Raw genomic sequence first — 19,834 nt, 5'->3', positions numbered from 1 at the left:
TTTTTCTTAAAAAGGTATATTTACACATAATTTATATTCTACAATATCAACAGATTACATTATTAACTGTGTCACTATGCCTAATTTTTCAGCCTATTCGCATCGATTACCGATTCAGAATAAATTAATTGCTTTATCCGTTCTTATATTTTCGGTACTGATTGCTTTCCTATTGTTTTTTTATGATTCTTTTTCTACGAGTTTAGAAAATGAAAAAAAGGCACAATCGAAGCACCTTACCGAATCAGCAATCGGCGTGATCAGCTATTTTCATGGTCTTAGCTTGGCTGGTCAGTTATCTGATGAGGATGCAAAAAACTATGCCATGAATTCACTAAAAAATTCGACCTACGGCGATCATGGCTACTTCTGGATAAGCTCTCTCGATGGTGAAATCTTATTACAGCCATATAAACCAGAACTGGTTGGTATGAGTTTATTAGATTGGCAATACACAGATGGAACCCACCCTTTCCGCGATGTTAGCAGAGAAAGGCGTAAAACTGGTGGCTGGATCACCTACCTTTGGTCTAAAAATGATTCATTAGAGCAATTTTCCAAAATAGCCTATGTGAGTTACTTCGCTCCTTGGGACTGGTTAATTGGCACCGGTATATATCTTGATGATATGGAAGAAAATGTATTTTGGACTGTCTCAAAAGCGACCGGTATTTTACTTTTTGGTTTTGTACTATTCATTGGCGTATCAACCCTTACTATCAACTATTTTATAAATATACTCTCTAAACAGTCCGTTCGTGACTCGTTGACCAAGCTCTATTCCAAGCGTTTCCTAGAAGAAGTGATTCCAGGCATGTTAGAAAATGAAAAACGTCATAATCGAGCGCTAGCAGCCATATTTTTAGATATCGATCATTTTAAGAAAATCAATGATACTTATGGCCATAATTGTGGCGATCAAGTACTACAAAAAGTAGCCCGTGTTATGATGGAATGCACACGTACTGGTGATTACTGTATTCGTTATGGTGGTGAAGAGTTTGTTATTATCGGCCCCTGCGATAATAGTAAAAATGTCATTGCTGTCGCAGAACGTATAAGAAAACAAGTATCAAACTTAATATTCACGCACGATGGTACAGCGTTTAACGTCACCTTAAGTGCTGGAATAGCCCTACATGATCACGCCAAATCCTCATTTGATGAAACGTTAAACGACGCGGATATGAAATTGTTCGAGGCAAAAACAGCTGGGCGTAACTGCGTTGTTATCTAGCACTAAATCAAACGAATAAAATTTAGCCTTGTTAATTTACGTTAACAGGGCTAAAATTTACCAATCGATATATAGCTAGGTATATAACGGTTGCATATTTACCTCGCATTCAAGAAAATATACATAAGGGATTGTTCATGACACAGAGATATCGCAGCAGGTTAAAACAGCTCATTTCCATTCTTTTAGTTATTTTCAGCAGTAATGTTATGGCTAAAGAGCGTTTAACTATCTTTGCAGCGGCCTCATTAACTAACGCCTTAACAGAAATCGGTGATACGTTTAGAGCTGACGCAATAGCAAACCCAACAGAAATAAATCCGGTATTCTCTTTTGCTTCATCTTCAACCTTAGCAAGACAAATTGCCCAAGGGGCACCCGCTCAAATCTATTTATCCGCAAATCAAAAGTGGATGGATTACTTAGTGAAACAAAAAGCGGTTGCGGCAGACTCTCGTGTGACTTTGTTACGTAACTCACTGGTGCTCATCGCCCCTAGTACAAGTCCATTAAATAACATCGTATTAAATAAACACTGGAATATCACGCATGCAGTGGGTGATAGTCGAATCGCAGTTGGCGATCCCGATCATGTACCAGCTGGTCGCTATGCTAAACAAGCATTAGAAAGTTTAGATTTATGGCAAAAAGCGATGCCGTTATTAGCCCGTACAAGTAATGTTCGCGGTGCATTAGCGCTAGTCGAGCGTGGTGAGTCACCATTTGGTATTGTGTATGCGACTGACGCACAGATATCCAAAAAAGTAAAAACGGTTGCGACCTTCCCAGAAAATAGCCACAAAGCCATTGAATATCCTCTGGTCATTGTCGGTCATGATACTAATTCCGCCACCAGAATATTCTACCGATACTTGCAAACAAAAACTGCACAAGCAATATTTGTTAAATACGGTTTTAAGGTACACTCTATTTAAGGTCAATAACGTTGAATTTGTTAAGTGATTATGAAATTGCAGCCTTGCTGCTGAGTTTAAAAGTATCGAGTGTGGCAGTGTTATTCAGCCTGCCCTTTGGTATCGCTTGCGCGTGGATATTAGCCCGTTGTGAGTTTCCTGGTAAGTCACTGTTTGACAGCCTAATTCACTTACCTTTGGTCTTACCGCCCGTGGTGATTGGTTATATTTTATTAATCTCTATGGGTCGTCAAGGCAGCATTGGTGCGATACTTTATGACTGGTTTGGCTGGAGCTTTAGCTTTAGTTGGCGTGGTGCAGCATTAGCGGCTGCGATCGTCTCGTTTCCGTTAATGGTACGTGCGATCCGTTTGTCATTTGAAAGTGTTGATAGTCGTTTAGAGCAAGCCGCGCGAACCCTAGGTAGTAATCGCTTACGCGTGTTTTTTACCATTACACTGCCGTTAACCTTACCCGGTATTGTTTCTGGTATGGTACTGGCCTTTGCTCGCAGTTTAGGTGAGTTTGGTTCAACGATTACCTTTGTGTCTAATATCCCTGGTGAGACGCGTACTATTCCACTCGCCATGTACTCTTTTATTCAAACTCCAGGTGCTGAGCATGAAGCCGCACGCTTGTGTGTGATTGCTATTGTTATTGCCGTATTATCGTTAACGGCATCACAATGGCTAGCCAAAAAAGCCCAACAGCGAGTCGCGTCATAATGTTAACTATTGATATAAAGAAAAAACTGGGTGATTTGGACTTACAGGTGAATGCACAAATTCCGATGCAAGGTATCTGTGCTGTGTTTGGTCGTTCTGGTGCAGGTAAAACCTCGTTGGTGAATATTCTTGGCGGGTTATCAACACCTGATAAGGGTCAGCTAACCTTAGGTGATACGCATCTTTACCACCAGCAACTGCGAATTAATTTACCGCCAGAACGTCGCCGTATTGGTTATGTCTTTCAAGAAGCGCGTTTATTCCCCCACTACAGTGTGCGCGGTAATCTCAATTACGGTAATAAAGATAAAGACCAAGTTCATTTTGATTCTGTGGTGAAGTTACTTGGTTTAGGTGAGTTATTAAAGCGTTATCCATCAACCCTTTCAGGCGGTGAAAAGCAGCGTGTTGCGATTGGTCGCGCCTTGCTAACACGGCCACAAATGTTATTAATGGATGAACCATTAGCAGCGTTAGATTTACCCCGTAAGCGTGAGCTTATTCCTTATTTGTTACAGCTATCGAAAACCCTTAATTTACCCATTATTTATGTAAGCCATAGCTTAGATGAGATCTTACAGCTGGCTGATACCATGCTAGTATTGGATAAGGGGAAAGTGTTAGTTAACGGTCACTTACAAGCTGTTTGGGACAGTGCAGAAATGCGACCTTGGTTGCCAGCCAAAGAACAAAGCTCACTGTTAATGGCGACAGTAACAGCGCTTAATGAAGGCTATCGCATGAGTAAGTTATCACTCACTGATGGTACTTACCTGTGGATCAATGGTTTGCCTTTACCTGTGAGCAGTAAACTGCGTGTACGTATTCATGCTAACCATGTATCTCTGTGTAAAACACGTCCACAAGACAGTAGTATTCGTAATATTCTACCGACGACGATTACCGAGATTATACATTCAGAATCAAGTGATAATGTGCAGGTTAAATTGGCGTTTGGCGATGACCACATATGGGCGAACATCACCCCTTGGGCATGTGATGATTTAGCACTAACAGTTGGGCAAAGTGTATATGCTCAGATCAAAGGCGTAAGCATGACTGAGAGTGAATTAGCGCAGTCGTTTTGAGGATTATAGGTATACAATAAATTACAAACGCGCAGCCATTTTTGTTACACCATTAAAAATGGCTTCACTAATCAGTTTAGGAAAATCAGAAGGTAATTGTTCTCTAACTCGTTCAATAACTTGAGGTGTTTTAATTTTAAAATTAATTAATATTTGCTGCATTTCGGCATCACTAAAACCAACGACTTTAGCCGTAGCCATAAAGTGCCTAGGAAAAAGCTGCTGCCAATTATATTTCCGCGCTTGTGAGCCTTCTTTTGACGTATAAAGCCCCATCGCTAATTTTACTTTTTGCGGTCTGATGCCATTTCCTCCCATCAGAGGATAGGTGGATATAATGTCATAAAGTGGTGTAAGTTGGTAACCACCACCTGCTTTAATAAACACAGAGAAGTTTTTTGCATGTCCGTCTGAAGCGGCCAATAGCCAAAATAAAACCTGAGCTTTCATAAATTCACTGCGATCATGTGTTGGTCTATCAGATGACAATAAATACTGCATGATATCTTTGATCCCTGGTCCACCATCTTGCTCATATTTCCGTCCCGAGCTTACGTTTAGCACCTGACAAAAATCTTCTTGTGGCAAACGTATAATCCATTGCTTATTCTCTGACGGTTTACGATCAAACCGCTTGATAGCGAGCGCTTTAACTCCCTCCACATTTAAGATCGAGCAGTCTGCCGTATCTAATCCATATTCTTTAGCAAGTAACATACACACCAGTTCATTTTCAACGCTGTCACTTAAATCAATTGAAAACGAATGGCTTTGGATTGTACCAATAGGTAACTTGAGAATATGCGTAGTAGGCGTACTTCCAAGTGGCAAATACCACTGTTCAGCAATTTTAAGCAGCGCCGTTTTCTCTTGTGCGCCTGCAATGGATATACGAAATTCATCCTCGTCTTCAATCATGCCTAATGGGGCTGCTGATTGATAACCATTTAATATTCTCGCAACGCCATTATCATCAAGGGGTTTAGCTTCAATGTGGGTAATATCGGCAGGCAATTCATTTGGCGGGTAAATTTGTAATGCACCGACACTATCACGGCCAATTTTAGCGAGTAGATCAAAAGGCTGGTTTGAATGCGCGCCATGGCGTGCGACAACTCGATCTCTTACTTGATTATTATCTGGTAATAAATTATCAAAAAAGTTAAATACGGCATCACCTTTAAAAACTGCAGTTCGCAAAGGTAATGATAGCGAGATAGGTCTAGCACCAGGTTGAGCAAGCCAATCAGGTGAATAAGAGAATGTATGCGCGCCAGTCGTAGTCTTGAATAGAGTACCAACAAAATAGCCATTCATTGCAACGTTAAGCTTTTCCATTTACCACTCCTCTTTCCAACCCGCAGGAGTTTGAACATTTTCAACGTCTTCTGGTAACCCTTCACCCCGCGGGGCCACGTGAAGCTCTAAGTTTAGCGCCGCTAACATTTTAAATAATGTATCAAGTTTGGTGCTATCGGGGTTTAGTTCGAATTTAGACACCGTATCTTGTCGAATCCCAACTTGTTTGGCAACATCTGTCTGAGATAATGCTTTTGTTTTCCGCGTATCTTGCAGTGCATTCGCTAATTGCTTCGCTGACGTTATCTTCATTCTAACCTTCTTATACTTACACGCTATAGCAGGTAAATATAAGAATACACGCTATAACAGGTAAAGCAAGTTTTACACGCTGCAGCGGGTGAAAATAAGAATAAACGCTATTCAACAGAGAGCCAGAGCTTGGCCTTAACTCAGCGTAAATAGTTAGAATCACGTGTACGTATTCATGCTAACCATGTATCCCTGTGTAAAACACGTCCACAAGACAGTAGTATGCGTAATATTCTACCGACGACAATTACCGAGATTATACATTCAGAATCAAGTGATAATGTGCAAGTTAAATTAGCGTTTGGTGATGACCACATATGGGCGAACATCACCCCGTGGGCATGTGATGATTTAGCACTAACAGTTGGGCAAAGTGTATATGCTCAGATCAAAGGCGTAAGCATGACAGAAAGTGAATTAGCGCAGTCGTTTTGATTTTAATATTGAGCCACTCTCGTAGCGTCCAAAAAAGCCCTAAGTTCGATTAATGCCAAATTACGAAGGTTTTTCGTGAAATAATAAAACCTAAATACATAGAATTTTTTTGGTAAAAAATAATACGTTTTATCATCAACTTTCAATACACCAACAGTTAGCCTAAATAGATTAACCTCTAATATGCTAGCTTTGCTATAACCCTGAATTTCATTACCTGCAATATGCAAAATATTATTTTTAATATCCCATCCACCAACAAAAAACAACATGGAACCACATAAAAATCAATGCATTATTGCGAATACAACAAAGCCTTCTATCAACGTCAAGAGTTTTATACATCAAAGTTGGTTGTTAATTCCCGTATAAATCATTTTTCATCCAGTTCAAATCCCCTGAACAATCTAAAGAAATAGACAAAATACCCAAATGCTACTGGAGCTAAAATAGTCATGATTATTAACACAACTTTATTCTTCTTCTTTTTCTGTTTGGTGTACAGAGCAAGAGGATATATAAACATATGCATTATAAAAACTATAATCACTGTTTTTATAATATTATCTATCCAAGTAGACATGGGGTAATAACCGAGTAATGGGCTGATAAAGCTAAAATATAATGCTATTAAATTTGTTCCCCAAAAGCTGATGTTCGCTCTTTTAATTATCCTATTAGTTATAGTCAAAATGTATTTTCCCCACAGGTGAAGTTATAGAGACTTTAGCTATTTTTCTTGTATTTCATTCATATCGCCGTTCTAATATCTTTATAATTAATTCATATTATTCTATTAAATCATAACTTTAAATGATTTGTCAGCTACAAAACATAAAATTAGCACTATGTACTTAGATACATTTATCTATCAAAATAAACACTTACCCTTTAAGATATTAAACATTGCTCATCGCTAAGGAAAAGCGGATTCACATGCCTAACAACCTTTCTATTCGCGCTTATACAAGCCAAATACGCAGTCATTATCATGAGTTCCACCAGCTGGTGTTGCCATTACATGGCGCGATTGATATTAAGGTAGGTGATTACACAGGTAAAGTTAGCATTGGTGATTGTGTGATAATTAAAGCTGGGCAACAACATGACTTTCGGGCAGATGATGCAGCCCGTTTTATTGTCGTTGATATGGAAAGTTATCCAGATAACATTACCGAATCAGGTATTGAAAAATTCTCGATAAATCCTCCCCTGCTTGCTTATATACAGTTCATCGATAAGCAGCTGGCACATCAAGTAAATAAACAGCTTGAATCGACTGCGTTTGAATTGTTCTATCAGCTCCTTGCTCAACAAACATGTCATGAACGTATCGACCCTCGAATTGCTGAGGTTATCCACTTCATAAAACAAGACATCAGTGTGCTATTTAGCATCGAGCAGTTAGCTAAAATTGCGTGTTTAAGCACAAGCCAATACAAAAAATTATTCAAGACAAATATGGGCATGACCACCCACAAATACATAACCCAACTGCGCATGGAAAAGGCTTCAGCACTGCTCGCTCATACCGACCTGCCTATTCGTATTGTCGCAGAGCAAGTTGGCTACCAAGACCTGTCAGCTTTTAGTCGACGCTTTTCAAACTATTTCGGTCAATCACCTAAAGCGTTTAGCTACTAACTCATCAGCGATGACAGTTTATCTATCTCATCCCATAGCAATACAACAGCAGCGTATTAGCCAATAAAAACGTCCTTTCAGCAAACACGCTAATTTATGAACACCTTATAATTCAGTCATTAAAATTACTTAAGGATCATAAATTATGGCTACATTATACGGGTTTATCGCAATCGGATTATGGGGTACTTTAGCGCTGTTAGGGACAATAACCGCGAATATTCCTGCATTTCAATTACTCTCACTTTGCTTTTCTATCTCCGCTATCATTATCATCATCAAGCGAATAGCGATTAAAAAAACCGTCTTTACCAAACCATCGTTAACCCTAACTCAGTGGCTGCTTGGCATAATTGGACTGTTTGGGTTCCACTTCTGTTATTTCATGGCGCTTAAATTCGCCCCCGCTATCGAGGTCAGTTTAATTGTGTATCTATGGCCATTATTACTAGCAACACTCGTCGCCAACAAACAAAGTCGGTTAAGAGCACTTATCGGGGGTAGCTTAGGCTTTATCGGCATCGCCTTCATTATTGTTGGTAATGGTGAGCTAACGATAAATAACGACTATCGGATTGGTTATTTGCTTGCTGCTATTTGCGCTGTTATTTGGGGCAGCTATTCATGGTTCTTATCCACATCAAACAACGACGTTGAAGACATCGCTTGGTTATCTGCAGCCGTTGCAATATTAGCATTAATCGCGCATTGGCAATTTGAAACCAGTAATTGGAGTTTTAGCCTATCGGAATGGGGCGGGATATTATTACTCGGATTAGGGCCTGTCGGGGGCGCTTTTTACTTATGGGACATAGCCCTAAAAAAAGGTAATCAGCAATTGCTAGCATCATTAAGTTTTAGTACACCACTCATTTCATCTGTCATTTTGGCCATTGCAGGTCTTAATGCTTGGTCTACTAACATTATCATTGCACTCGCGTTAATATTATCTGGTGCGATTATTGCTAATACGAAGAAAAAATTAACGTTTGGTGATAACCCTATATAGGAAAACATCACCCTTCAAGTTGATAAACGCATTAATATTTCCTTTCAGCAAAATATTAATGCGTTATTTAGTATCAGTACAACTCATCGTTAACGAGTGAAGACTCTTCATCACTCGTTAACTGGTCAACTTAAGATCCAGAGCATGTCACAGCGGTCCAGAACCAAGATGTTGCGGTTGGTACTTCCCAAATACCAGGGCTATTTTTAGCTTGGTAACACAATCCTTGATACGAGTATACTTCACCGTTAGATGCTTTAGTCGAACCAGCAACAAATGGTGTTTCACTAACAACCTCATCTGCAACACATTTACCGTCGATAAGCGAAGAACCGTCCTCACAAACGATTGGGTCTACAACACATTCACCGTTTACAACAGAAGAACCATCTTCACAAACTAAGCCTTTAGCGTTACCGATGATGGTGATTGTTTTCTGAGATAAAACGCCTTCGTTATCTGTTGCTTTGAATATAACAGTGTTGCTACCAACCCTTACCACAAAGCTGCCAGAGTAAGTTGTAGCATCTTGTGTCACAGTTTTAGTGACACCATTAACAGTGACTTCAACAGCTGCAATTGATTTATCATCAGTAATTAATGCAGAGAATTGAGCTGTATCACCTTCAGTATGAACCACTGAACCAGATGGAGATACAATACTAATGCTCGGAGCTTCATTCGTGATGATGTTTCCAGACCAATCTGTTTGACCTTGTGGGTTATTTACGGCTTGGTTCATTGCGTTCAAGATATCGCCGTTACCATCACCATCGATTTCCCATGAGAAGATACCACCAAGACCTAGACTCTTAAGGTATTCACCTTTAGCAAGTACTGAACGAGGCGTATCATATGTCAACAATGTACGACTCACTTCATCCCAAACAAATGATGCTTTAGCTATTTCATCCCAACCTATGATTGCATTTGGGTTTGACTCGAGGAATTTAAGGACACCACGATAATCCATAATGCCAGCTTCCCAAGCCCAAGCCGCTTCGTTTACGTCTGTACCATCGCCACCAAGACTACCGTTAAATGGACTACCGTCAGAAGAATCGATGTGTGAACCGATAGCGCCGATTGGGTTACCATTTTCAGCTACAACATCTTGCCACCCACGAGCATACATTGCAGCACCAACAACTAATTTCTTAGCTGGCACTCCTTGCGCGAGTAAAAGTTTAGTTGCGTTATCTAATGTATATTCAGGTTTCCCAGCAAACTCGCCAGTACCATTACATTTATCAGCTGAAATGTGAGCACCACAATAAATACCTGCTTGGTGACCCGTATTTGGACCCCATGCACCGTAGAAGTCGTAAGACATCATGAAGATATTATCCATGTACTGTGAAGCAACACCATAATCAACATCTTCGATCTTGTCGTAACCGGTACCGATTGCAGATGTAAGTTCATATTTACGACCATATTCCGCTTCAAGCTCATCCAACATTGCACGTAATTCTTGCATTAATGCGATGTAAGCCGGGCCGTCTTTTTCTGGATCTCCTAAGCTTGCATTTGCACCGTCACCACCTGGGAATTCCCAATCAATATCGATACCATCGTAGAATTTCCACGTTTTTAAGAATTCTTTTGTAGAGGCGACAAATACATCACGGTTTGCTTTTTCAGTGAATCCGAAGAATGGGTCAGATAATGTCCAACCACCAATAGATGGAAGAATTTTAATGTGTGGATTCGCTTTTTTAAGCGCCATTAAGCCACCGTAAGTACCTTTACCTATTTCTAATGAACCTACTTTTTTACCGTCTAAACGTGTTGCAGGTTGACCGTAAGAAGAGTTCAGTGCCGCCCATGTGTCATGAACAACAACAGAGTAATCAGGCAGGCCTGCGCACATTTTTTTTAATAACTGGTGACCCGATGGATTTGGATCTAATAAAGATTTGTTATCACCTGTGCCACCACAAATTGGAATGAAGCCGTAAATTATGTGCGTTAGGTTATTAACAGGAATATCGTTAACATTGTATTTACGACCGTACACCCCCCATTCAACAAAGTAAGTACCGACAATATTCTCTTTTTGTTGTGCGTAAGGAGTATTAGCGGGATCAGTCGTCATTGGTAGGTCAGTTTTTAAATGCGAACCGTCTGTATCCGAGATTAATAGTTCAGTTGTTGCGCTTTCGCTACAACCATCGGCGTTACATAAACGCACAACCATGTCTTTTAAACCACCTTCAGTGAAAGATAAAACAGTACTTTTCCCTGTACCTGAACCAGACATCATTATTTCACCGTTAACTTCTACCTCCCATCTTGTCGCTTGTTCACCAGACCAAACATCCCAAGAAACAGGTACTTCAACAACGTCAACACGTGTATACATGTCTTTATAGCTAACGATTGCATCAGTATTAATTGTTACAAAACCTAGTTTTGAATAATCGGCCCACGCGATTGAGGGTGCTTGAGGTGCTGCCGCAAGTACAGGTGCACTAATTGCCGCTACCATCGCTAACTTAAGGGTACTTTTTAAAAAAATTGATTTCACAAGAACTCCATGTAATAAATTAGAAAGTCGAAAATAGGCGTAATTACATACAACATGTATTGACGGATATTCAAACAGTAATCATGCCAGTCAAGATCAAACCTCTCCAGAGGCTTATATAAAAACTATTCTCAATTGTTAATTTGCGCAACGAAAAAAGAACATGAAAACAACAAAGTTAGAGTTCTATCAAACAATACGGTCAGACCAGTAAATTTTTAATTATTGAAACAGTGAGATCATGGGTTATGTTAATCCCAAATACCCACCCATACAAAAACACAACCTTACACCTTAAAAACAACAACTTAAAAACATTTACCACCATCACTAATAGCAAGTAAACCAAAACAAGAAGCGATGAGACAACTTTTCTGTTATTTCATCGTACTCAAATTCACGCCTGTCATCGAGGTCAATCTAGTTGTTTTTTCATGGCCATTATTAACTATACGCGTCGATAATAAGCAAAATTGATTAAGGCACGAGTCTAAGCGAATTGCAGAGTCGTTTTCAGACTGCTAAACTACGCGGTTAAATAACTTCGTATAATCCCAATAATATGGTTTGGGAGTTTCTACCAAGATCCTTAAACTCTTGATTATGAAGTCTGTAACTTTAAAACCTAAAAAAACATATAAAGGTAGAGACTCATGAATTACTTTGACTTACCGAAGATTGACCTACATTGCCACCTAGACGGCAGTGTTCGCCCAGAAACAATCATTGCGCTTGCAGCTGAACAAAACATTACCTTACCAAGTAACGACATTGAAGAAATCAGAACTTTAATGATCGCACCTGAAACATGTACAGATCTTGGTGAATATCTACAGCGTTTTGACCTGCCATTATCAGTAATGCAAACAGCGGAAGGTATTGAGCGCATCTCTTTTGAAGTCTTTGAAGATGCTGCAAAAGAAAATGTGAAATACCTAGAAGTACGTTTCGGCCCAATGCTACACCTTGAACAAGGTCTAACCCTTGAACAAGTATTTGATAATGTTGTTGCAGGAATGAAGCGTGCAGAGGCAATGTACGACATCAAAGGTAACTACATTTTATCTATCTTACGTCACATGCCAAAAGACAGAATCAAAGAAGTACTGGATACGGCAGCTAAATACTTAAACGACGGTATTGTTGCATTCGATTTAGCAGGTGGTGAAGCACCAGGCTTCTGTGCTGAGTTTGTTCCTTATGCAGAATATGCAATTAAGAAAGGTTACCGTGTAACCATCCATGCTGGTGAGCAAGGTGTGGGTCAAAACGTATTTGATGCAGTGTCATTATTAGGCGCAGAACGTGTTGGTCATGGTATTCATATTACCGGCCATGAAGATGCATACGACCTTGTTAAAACACAAAAAATTGCATTAGAAACCTGCCCAAGCAGTAATGTACAAACGAAAGCGGTTGACAACTTAGCAAGCCACCCAGTTAAAGCTTTCTATCAAGACGGTATTCAAATCACTATCAATACCGATAACCGTACTGTGTCAAATACAACAATGACAGATGAAGTACGTAAAGTAATGGAAGAGTTTAACTTAAGCCGTGAAGACTACTTCAAGATTTACAAGATCAGCATTGAACATGCGTTCGCATCTGATTCTGTAAAACAGCATTTATCGACATTTGTTGAATAAGGTAGCTTTCATACCATTAAACTATTATTAGTTACTAACAAGGCGGGGATCAACCCCGCCTTTTTAATATCGACTATTCACAACCCATATATGAAAACTAACACTCAATAGCATGCCCTGCATCTAGTGCTGCATTCAGTAAATGTTTTCCGACAAATAAATCCTGCACTGCAATACCTGAACTATCAAAAATAGTAATATCCGTATTATTTACACGCCCTTGTGCATATCCAGATAATACCTCACCAATCATGGTTAATTTGTTTGTAACCACCTCTTTATTACCGTGCTGAAATTCACCAATCACTACCGACTGTGACGTAAAATCACAATATAAATCAGCTTCATCAAACAAGCTTGGTGGTAACTCTTGCTTACCCTTCGTATCGACCCCCATTGCCGAGATATGCGTGCCCGCTTTCACCCATTCAGCAGAAAATAGTGCTTCACGCGCAGTCGTCGCAGTAATGATAATATCCGCTGCACGACATGCTTCTTCAGCCACTGAAACTTGAGCATCGATGCCGACACCCGCTAGTTTCTCAACCATAGCCTGTGCTTTATTATGATTACGGCCAACCACCAGTACACTGTGGATATCACGTACTCGACAAACGGAAACGCATTCATAAAATGCCTGATGACCAGTGCCAAAAATAGCGACACAACTCGCGTCTTCACGCGCTAATACCGAGACGGCGACCGCATCTGCTGCCGCCGTGCGGTAAGCATTAACTGCACTGCCTTCAATCACGGCATCCAAACGCCCAGTGTCTTGATCTAATAAAAAGATAGTCGATGCATGACAAGGAATATTCTTGGTGGTATTACCCGGCCAATAACTCCCAGCCTTCCAACCCACGAGTTCTGCTGTATTTGCTGATTTAAGCGAAAAAATAGTATTTTCAGGGTGACCCTCTGCAATCACAACAGGAAATAATTTGGCTTGATCACTCGCAGCAATGAACGCAGCGGATACCGCATTAAACGCTAGGTCATGACTAATTAATTGACTCGACAATACTTCACTTATGTATTTCATATTCTTTTATCTTCCTTATATGATTAGTATTACTACCAACCCTGAATTCGAGCCCAGTAATCAAGTTCAACCTGCTCTGGGTCTGCTACGTAATAACCCGCATGCATGGCTGCGGTGGCGCAAGCATGATTGGGCAAAATGCGTAACTGCGTGCCAACCACTATATCGGATAGCTTTTCGCCATCAATATCGCTACCAGCCGCAGCAATAATGCCATGTTCTTGATTGGCGCCGATGACTTGTAAACCGGGTATAATATTGCCATCGCTATCGCAAACTAATCCATAACCACAATCCTGTCGTTGCGACTGCGTACCTCGGTCTTGTGACAATGACATCCAACCCGCATCAATAAATAACCAGTCTTTCTCTTCGTTATGACCTATCACAGTGGTGACAACAGATAACGCGATATCACTTGGCTTACAAACACCAATGCCAGCCATGACTAAATCAAAAAAGGTATACACGCCTGCTCTTACTTCTGTCACACCATCCAAGTTCTCGGCAAAATGTGCAGTCGGTGTCGAACCAACACTCACCACAGAGCAAGGCAATCCACTTTCAATTAGCTGAGTGGCAGCAATAACGGCTGCATGACGCTCACCTTCAGCCGCTGCGACCAACGCCTCTTTATTAATACAGTCATAGGACTCTCCCGCATGTGTTAGTACACCTAGTAGCTCTGCGCCACCTTGATGAAGGATCCTTGCGATCTCGACCAAGCGTGTATCATCAGGCTGAATACCACCTCGATGACCATCGCAATCAATTTCCAATAGCGTCGGGATCTTGATATTTTGCGTCTGACAAAATTCAGCGACCGCTTTGGCTTGCACTGCGCTATCAAGCAAAATGCTAATATTGATTCCTTTATTAAGTAGCGCTTGAATACGCGGTAATTTTTGCGGAGCGATACCAACGGCATAGAGTAGATTGGTATAACCCGCATCTGCAAATGCTTCCGCTTCTTTAACAGTCGAGACAGTGGCTGGCGAATCAAAACCCTCTAGTACATGTTTGGCACCTGCAATGGATTTAACGGTTTTTAAATGCGGTCTTAATACCACATGATGCGGGGCTAACTTTGCTCTTAAGAAAGCCACGTTGGTATCAAATTTGACTTTATCGACCAACAAAAAAGGCGTGTCTATCTTTGCTAAGCTTGCTGTTATTAACGTAGACTTTCCAATTGACATCGTTTTTATAATTGACACAGTAATCGCTCCTTATACTCACTTTATTCAGTTACCTGCTTGGTAATACACATATTGTGATATATCGAGAATTAGAATAATATTAACGATTACTAACTATCATATTAGGCTTTAACTTAATGCTTACCAGCGAAGACTTGCGTTTTTTTTATGCTATCTCAACTCAACCCTCTTTAACTGCGGCGGCACGTAAGCTTAATGTGACGCCACCGACAGTGACTCAACGCCTGCAAGCAATTGAAGCTAAAGTGAGCGTAAAACTAGTACAACGCCAAGCGCGTGGCATAAGCCTGACCGAAGAAGGTTATTTACTGCAAAATAAAGCCCGATTCATTCTCGCAGAAATGGACCAACTACAAACATTAATGGCCAGTAAAAAGAATCTAATCAATGGCACACTCAAAATATTAGCCCCTTTAGGATTTGGTAATGATTACATTGCCCCCTTGGTTGGTGAGTTTCAGCAACAACATACAAACCTCACCGTCGAATTAGAACTCTCGGACAAGCCAAGTTGGGCAGAAAGCCATAAATGGGACATTATCATCTATATTGGTGAATTAAGGGATTCAACATTAAAGCTCGCGACACTTGCCCATAACCAACGCTTTCTGTGTGCCTCTCCGGATTATTTAAAGCGCCATGGTTCACCAGAGTCACCGCGAGAATTAAAAAACCATACCTGTATTGCGTTACGAGAAAACAGTGAAGATGTGACGTTATGGCGTTTCACCCATATTAATAGCGAAGAACAGGAATCGATACGTATTACACCAACCTTTACCAGTAATGAAGGCCGTGTTGTAAAAAATTGGGCGATAGCAGGTCATGGGATCATCATACGATCCGAATGGGATATACAACCTGAATTAAATAATGGTGCATTAGTACGGTTACTACCAGACTACAGCTTACCGAGTGCTGATATTGTGGCCTTGTTAGGGACTGACGCGCGCGCCCGTTCAGCCAGAACATCACATTTCTTACAGCTATTAAAAGCACGTTTTGCACAACAGCCTTGGCTAAAAAAATAGTCATTTGAAACCAAAAGAACAACACAAAAGTAGAGCAGCATGGAAATCGTATTTTTAGGTACATCGGCAGGTACACCAACCAAAACCCGTAATGTATCGGGCTTGGCTATTCATAGGGTTAATTCAAAACAATGGTGCTTAGTTGATTGTGGCGAAGGAACTCAACATCAATTACTGCATAGCAAATTGTCTTTAACACAATTACAGGCAATCTTTATAACTCACATCCATGGTGATCATTGTTATGGTCTACCTGGACTATTAGCCAGTGCCGCAATGCAAGGCAGGACAGACCCACTTTGGATTGTAGGGCCATCAGAAATTAAAACCTTCATCGAGTTGATGCAAACTGCTGTGCACCTCAATTTAAACTATGAATTAAAGTATAAGTGTATTGATGAGCCAAATAATACACTCGACGACCTAGCCATTGAATTTGATGTTGAGACGACTGAACTCTCTCACCGCTTGCCTTCTTGTGCCTATAGCTTCAGTGAAAATAGACTAAGTAATAAGCTCGATGTTAAGAAGTTAGAACAAGACAAAGTCACGCGCGGCAAGCTTTGGGGCGATTTGCAACAAGGGTTAGATGTGCAACTCGATGATGGTCGCATTATATGCGCACAAGACTATTTATTACCGATTCAAGAGCCTCGAAAAATTATCATCTCAGGTGATAATGATGACCCATCACTGCTCACTCAAGCAGCCAAGACCGCAAACGTATTAGTGCACGAAGCAACATATACTCAAGACATTGCCATCAAAGTAGGTAAAGGACCACAGCACAGTTACGCAAAACTCGTCGCGCAGTTTGCCAGTGATATGGAACTGGACAATTTAGTGTTAACCCACTTTAGTCCGCGCTATCAAGACGCAATAAACAGCAGCCCTTCTATCTTCGATATAGAGAACGAAGCACGTACTGTTTATAACAAAAATCTATTCTTAGCCAAAGACCTTGATCGTTATACCCTAAACAACCAAGGCGTCCTAACAAAAAGCACTAGCTAAGATTGCTGGCAAAGAGTAACTTCAGGCTCTTGCTCTCTTTGTTTTATGTCGTGCCATACCAACGGCGCGACAATAACAAACAGCACAATATTAGATAAAGGCAAAGCTAACCAGATCCCATCAACCCCTAACCATTGCGGCAAGAAATACAGAAATGGTAATTGAATTAGCATATTACCTACCGATATCGCCAAAGCTTTACCGCCCTTACCGATCGCCATAAAATACACCGATGCCAACACAATAATGCCATCTAAAAACATCGCGAATAAATGTAAATGAATACCATTTTTTGCTTCTGCAATCAGTTCTGCGCTCTCACTGGTGAATAAACTTATCATTAAGTTCGGCATAACATTTAAAATCACGATAAAGCCAATGCCTGCAATAACCGTTACTTTTATCGACATTAGTAGCATTTTCTTGATATTTTCAAACTGCTGAGCACCAAAGTAATAACTCACTGGTGGTTGCATGCCTTCCGCAATGCCCTCTGCCACCAAGTAATAAAGTGTCATGATGTAACCGACAATAGCAAACGCTCCCACAGTCACAGGCGTACCATATTGCATGAATAAACGGTTATGTAGTGCAAACACAAAACTGGTATACAAATACATCACTAATGATGAAGCACCTAAGCTAATAATCATACTCATCATACGTGGGTTAACTTTAATCAAGCTGCTATCTAATTTTAAACTTGAGTGCTTGGAAATAAAGTAAATAATGCCAATGATAGCCACTAGGAACTGAGCAATGATGGTCGCTAGTGCAGCGCCTTCAAGTTGCCATTGCCACAAGCCAATAAACACATAATCGAGCACTATGTTTAACAGCGCGCCAAAGATCATTAATGCAGTCGCCACATTTGGACTTTCATCGTTACGCACTAACATAGGGATAGCCGCAGCCATGATAGTGGCTATAGTCCCGTAGGCAAAGATATTCACATAACCAAAACCTAGGGTAAAAATAACGCCTTCACCACCTTGCGCTCGCAGTAAATCAGCACCCCATAAGAACAAACCAGCCGCGGAAATAATCGCTAATACAACCATCAAGAAAAAGCTGGCATTCAACGCTTTCTGAGCTGACGTTTGATCTTGTTCACCACGATTCATCGAAATTAAAGTGCCACCGCCCATACCAATCATGATGCCCAGTCCAGACACCACGAAGGTGATCGGCCACGCCATATTAATCGCAGCAAGTCCTTCTACACCCACATAGTGGCCGACAAAAATACCATCGATAATTTGATAAAGTCCACTCACCAACATCGCGGCAATAGATGGGATCGCATAACGCCAAAAAGAACGTTTAATCTCCGCATCCGATGCTAGCTCAGTCTTGTTTTGATCTAATGATCTTGATTGTAACGGCGATGCACTCACAAAAACCTCTATTTTATATTGAATACGTTTATTTTTATGCATTATGCTTGTTTTTGATATTGATGAAAGTTAGCATCCATCCGATTTTCGGATAGTTAGATCCATTTATGCCAAGCCCCCCAGTCACTCAAATAAAGTGAGAAAACAAGATGAATTGGACAGTTGATCAATTAGAAGCATTTGTAACCGCTGTAAAACTCGGTTCATTTTCAGCCGCAGCTCGCCATTTAGGTAAAGCACAATCGAGAATCAGTACTGCGATAGCCAATTTAGAAACCGATCTTGATATAACCTTATTTGATCGCAGTGCTCGATTACCGATACTGACACTGGCAGGTGAAGATATGTATGCAGAAGCAGAAGCGGTTCTACAACAATGCCAACGCCTACAGTCTCGTGCATTAACCGTTTCGGGTGGTGAAGAAATTTGTTTAACGATAGCCATGGATGAAGCGGCTCCGATTATGATTTTTCAGCATTTATTTGAAGACATCGCCAAGCAATTCCCCCTATTAAAAATCAACATAATCAGTGGTTCTCAAGCTGACATTCCTAAATGGGTCGATGAGAAAAAAGCCGACCTTGGCATCTTATTCCACTTAAAGACACTATTAGACTCACTCGAGTTCATGTCTATCGGTAAATTTACCCAAACTTTGATTGTGGCTCCCGAACACCCTTTAGCTAAAATCCCTGAGCCAAAAATAGAACAATTGAATCAATTTAGGGAATTAGTCATCCGTGACCGCATGGGGATTACGCAAGCCAAAGCCACCTCACCGAATCATTGGCATATCGACAGTTATTACTACATAACGGAATTAGTAATTCGTGGCATAGGTTGGGCATTAGTACCTGAACATGTCGCCAATATACACTGGTATAAAGACGCATTAATTGAATTATCCACTAAGCATATTACCGATCCATTGCTCATTGAAATGGGCATTGTAAAACGTCGAGATCAAGCATGTGGTCCCGTTATAAACTGGATATATCAAGCGCTAGATAAAGGTGTTACAAAATAGTTAAAGTATTACTTTTTGGTTATTTTTACGTAAAAAGTCTATAATTATTCAATTAAAATTTTTTTAAAAATCTAAAAAAACTATAGAATACCTGCGTTTTAGTGCAAAAAAATAACATAATCTAGATTTTTATATCATTTTTATTGATTTATCGCAGTTTATTTGTCAGATTAATAAGCACGTAACATATCAGTGACATTTACTGATAGTGAATGGAATCAATTTTTCAGACTGGGTGGGAATCATCGAGTTATAAGGGT

Annotated in this window: 18 protein-coding genes and 1 riboswitch; of the genes, 11 read left to right on the top strand and 7 right to left on the bottom strand. The window is 40.4% G+C overall.

Features of this window, described 5'->3' with window-relative positions:
* Positions 1–76: 76 nt before the first annotated feature.
* The 4 genes from HWV03_RS07190 (at position 77) to modC (ending at position 3,964) form a co-directional block, all read left to right on the top strand.
* The gene (locus HWV03_RS07190; protein ID WP_211679097.1) at positions 77–1,237 is read left to right on the top strand and encodes a diguanylate cyclase; all 1,161 of its coding nucleotides are present in this window, start codon (positions 77–79) and stop codon (positions 1,235–1,237) included.
* Positions 1,238–1,374: 137 nt separating this feature from the next.
* Positions 1,375–2,172, top strand: coding sequence for a molybdate ABC transporter substrate-binding protein (modA, locus tag HWV03_RS07185; protein ID WP_211679096.1), 798 nt, complete (start codon positions 1,375–1,377; stop codon positions 2,170–2,172).
* 17 nt (positions 2,173–2,189) lie between these two features.
* Positions 2,190–2,876, top strand: coding sequence for a molybdate ABC transporter permease subunit (modB, locus tag HWV03_RS07180; protein ID WP_211680071.1), 687 nt, complete (start codon positions 2,190–2,192; stop codon positions 2,874–2,876).
* Entirely contained in the window at positions 2,876–3,964 is a 1,089-nt protein-coding gene (modC, locus tag HWV03_RS07175; protein ID WP_211680073.1) for a molybdenum ABC transporter ATP-binding protein ModC, read from the top strand. The genes modB and modC overlap by 1 nt, the downstream gene beginning before the upstream one ends.
* Positions 3,965–3,985: 21 nt before the next feature.
* Here the strand turns inward: modC and HWV03_RS07170 are convergent, their stop codons facing one another.
* Together HWV03_RS07170 and HWV03_RS07165 are read right to left on the bottom strand one after the other, a co-directional pair.
* The gene (locus HWV03_RS07170; protein WP_211679095.1) at positions 3,986–5,302 is read right to left on the bottom strand and encodes a type II toxin-antitoxin system HipA family toxin; all 1,317 of its coding nucleotides are present in this window, start codon (positions 5,300–5,302) and stop codon (positions 3,986–3,988) included.
* Positions 5,303–5,575, bottom strand: coding sequence for a helix-turn-helix domain-containing protein (locus HWV03_RS07165; RefSeq protein WP_211676288.1), 273 nt, complete (start codon positions 5,573–5,575; stop codon positions 5,303–5,305).
* Between the two features lie 222 nt (positions 5,576–5,797).
* On the opposite strand from HWV03_RS07165, the gene HWV03_RS07160 reads away from it, so the two are divergent.
* A complete protein-coding gene (locus HWV03_RS07160; RefSeq protein ID WP_255547106.1) occupies positions 5,798–6,010 on the top strand; it encodes a TOBE domain-containing protein in 213 nt (70 codons plus the stop codon).
* Between the two features lie 2 nt (positions 6,011–6,012).
* Here the strand turns inward: HWV03_RS07160 and HWV03_RS07155 are convergent, their stop codons facing one another.
* Positions 6,013–6,282, bottom strand: coding sequence for a hypothetical protein (locus HWV03_RS07155; RefSeq protein ID WP_211679094.1), 270 nt, complete (start codon positions 6,280–6,282; stop codon positions 6,013–6,015).
* Positions 6,283–6,946: 664 nt separating this feature from the next.
* On the opposite strand from HWV03_RS07155, the gene HWV03_RS07150 reads away from it, so the two are divergent.
* Together HWV03_RS07150 and HWV03_RS07145 are read left to right on the top strand one after the other, a co-directional pair.
* Entirely contained in the window at positions 6,947–7,654 is a 708-nt protein-coding gene (locus HWV03_RS07150) for an AraC family transcriptional regulator (protein WP_045111034.1), read from the top strand.
* 145 nt (positions 7,655–7,799) lie between these two features.
* Positions 7,800–8,663, top strand: a complete 864-nt coding sequence (locus tag HWV03_RS07145) for a DMT family transporter (RefSeq protein ID WP_211679093.1) — start codon at positions 7,800–7,802, stop codon at positions 8,661–8,663.
* A gap of 130 nt (positions 8,664–8,793) precedes the next feature.
* On the opposite strand, the gene HWV03_RS07140 is transcribed toward HWV03_RS07145, so the two are convergent.
* Entirely contained in the window at positions 8,794–11,193 is a 2,400-nt protein-coding gene (locus tag HWV03_RS07140; protein ID WP_211679092.1) for a glycosyl hydrolase family 18 protein, read from the bottom strand.
* A gap of 524 nt (positions 11,194–11,717) precedes the next feature.
* A riboswitch (purine riboswitch) is annotated at positions 11,718–11,817 on the top strand.
* A gap of 29 nt (positions 11,818–11,846) precedes the next feature.
* Between HWV03_RS07140 and add the strand changes: the two genes are divergently transcribed.
* A complete protein-coding gene (gene add / locus HWV03_RS07135) occupies positions 11,847–12,842 on the top strand; it encodes an adenosine deaminase (protein WP_211679091.1) in 996 nt (331 codons plus the stop codon).
* A 97-nt stretch (positions 12,843–12,939) separates the two neighbouring features.
* Here add and HWV03_RS07130 read toward each other — a convergent pair whose 3' ends face one another.
* Positions 12,940–13,884 (bottom strand): ornithine cyclodeaminase family protein, encoded by a 945-nt coding sequence (locus tag HWV03_RS07130; RefSeq protein WP_211679090.1) that lies wholly within the window; start codon positions 13,882–13,884, stop codon positions 12,940–12,942.
* A 32-nt stretch (positions 13,885–13,916) separates the two neighbouring features.
* Positions 13,917–15,083 carry a DSD1 family PLP-dependent enzyme gene (locus HWV03_RS07125; RefSeq protein ID WP_211680068.1) on the bottom strand — a complete coding sequence of 389 codons (1,167 nt, stop codon included), beginning with the start codon at positions 15,081–15,083 and terminating at the stop codon, positions 13,917–13,919.
* 137 nt (positions 15,084–15,220) lie between these two features.
* On the opposite strand from HWV03_RS07125, the gene HWV03_RS07120 reads away from it, so the two are divergent.
* Both HWV03_RS07120 and HWV03_RS07115 read left to right on the top strand, forming a co-directional pair.
* Entirely contained in the window at positions 15,221–16,135 is a 915-nt protein-coding gene (locus HWV03_RS07120; protein WP_211679089.1) for a LysR family transcriptional regulator, read from the top strand.
* A 39-nt stretch (positions 16,136–16,174) separates the two neighbouring features.
* Entirely contained in the window at positions 16,175–17,149 is a 975-nt protein-coding gene (locus tag HWV03_RS07115) for a ribonuclease Z (protein WP_211679088.1), read from the top strand.
* Here HWV03_RS07115 and HWV03_RS07110 read toward each other — a convergent pair.
* The gene (locus HWV03_RS07110; protein ID WP_446724901.1) at positions 17,146–18,546 is read right to left on the bottom strand and encodes an MATE family efflux transporter; all 1,401 of its coding nucleotides are present in this window, start codon (positions 18,544–18,546) and stop codon (positions 17,146–17,148) included. The two genes, HWV03_RS07115 and HWV03_RS07110, sit on opposite strands and share 4 nt — an antisense overlap.
* Before the next feature lie 149 nt (positions 18,547–18,695).
* Here HWV03_RS07110 and HWV03_RS07105 point away from each other — a divergent pair, with 149 nt between their 5' ends.
* The gene (locus tag HWV03_RS07105; RefSeq protein WP_211679086.1) at positions 18,696–19,574 is read left to right on the top strand and encodes a LysR family transcriptional regulator; all 879 of its coding nucleotides are present in this window, start codon (positions 18,696–18,698) and stop codon (positions 19,572–19,574) included.
* Positions 19,575–19,834 lie beyond the last annotated feature (260 nt).

It is taken from the genome of Moritella sp. 36, assembly GCF_018219415.1.
Lineage (GTDB): Bacteria > Pseudomonadota > Gammaproteobacteria > Enterobacterales > Moritellaceae > Moritella.
Note: the sequence above shows the minus strand (reverse complement) of the source record. Positions and strands in the feature narration are given on the sequence as shown.

What these genes read in the sequence shown, in the direction of transcription:
- HWV03_RS07190 (WP_211679097.1), top strand. Translation starts at nt 77, where the DNA reads ATGCCTAATTTTTCAGCCTATTCGCATCGATTACCGATTCAGAATAAA.
- modA (WP_211679096.1), top strand. Translation starts at nt 1,375, where the DNA reads ATGACACAGAGATATCGCAGCAGGTTAAAACAGCTCATTTCCATTCTT.
- modC (WP_211680073.1), top strand. Translation starts at nt 2,876, where the DNA reads ATGTTAACTATTGATATAAAGAAAAAACTGGGTGATTTGGACTTACAG.
- HWV03_RS07170 (WP_211679095.1), bottom strand. Translation starts at nt 5,302, where the DNA reads ATGGAAAAGCTTAACGTTGCAATGAATGGCTATTTTGTTGGTACTCTA.
- HWV03_RS07165 (WP_211676288.1), bottom strand. Translation starts at nt 5,575, where the DNA reads ATGAAGATAACGTCAGCGAAGCAATTAGCGAATGCACTGCAAGATACG.
- HWV03_RS07160 (WP_255547106.1), top strand. Translation starts at nt 5,798, where the DNA reads ATGCGTAATATTCTACCGACGACAATTACCGAGATTATACATTCAGAA.
- HWV03_RS07155 (WP_211679094.1), bottom strand. Translation starts at nt 6,282, where the DNA reads ATGTTGTTTTTTGTTGGTGGATGGGATATTAAAAATAATATTTTGCAT.
- HWV03_RS07150 (WP_045111034.1), top strand. Translation starts at nt 6,947, where the DNA reads ATGCCTAACAACCTTTCTATTCGCGCTTATACAAGCCAAATACGCAGT.
- HWV03_RS07145 (WP_211679093.1), top strand. Translation starts at nt 7,800, where the DNA reads ATGGCTACATTATACGGGTTTATCGCAATCGGATTATGGGGTACTTTA.
- add (WP_211679091.1), top strand. Translation starts at nt 11,847, where the DNA reads ATGAATTACTTTGACTTACCGAAGATTGACCTACATTGCCACCTAGAC.
- HWV03_RS07130 (WP_211679090.1), bottom strand. Translation starts at nt 13,884, where the DNA reads ATGAAATACATAAGTGAAGTATTGTCGAGTCAATTAATTAGTCATGAC.
- HWV03_RS07125 (WP_211680068.1), bottom strand. Translation starts at nt 15,083, where the DNA reads ATGTCAATTGGAAAGTCTACGTTAATAACAGCAAGCTTAGCAAAGATA.
- HWV03_RS07120 (WP_211679089.1), top strand. Translation starts at nt 15,221, where the DNA reads ATGCTTACCAGCGAAGACTTGCGTTTTTTTTATGCTATCTCAACTCAA.
- HWV03_RS07115 (WP_211679088.1), top strand. Translation starts at nt 16,175, where the DNA reads ATGGAAATCGTATTTTTAGGTACATCGGCAGGTACACCAACCAAAACC.
- HWV03_RS07105 (WP_211679086.1), top strand. Translation starts at nt 18,696, where the DNA reads ATGAATTGGACAGTTGATCAATTAGAAGCATTTGTAACCGCTGTAAAA.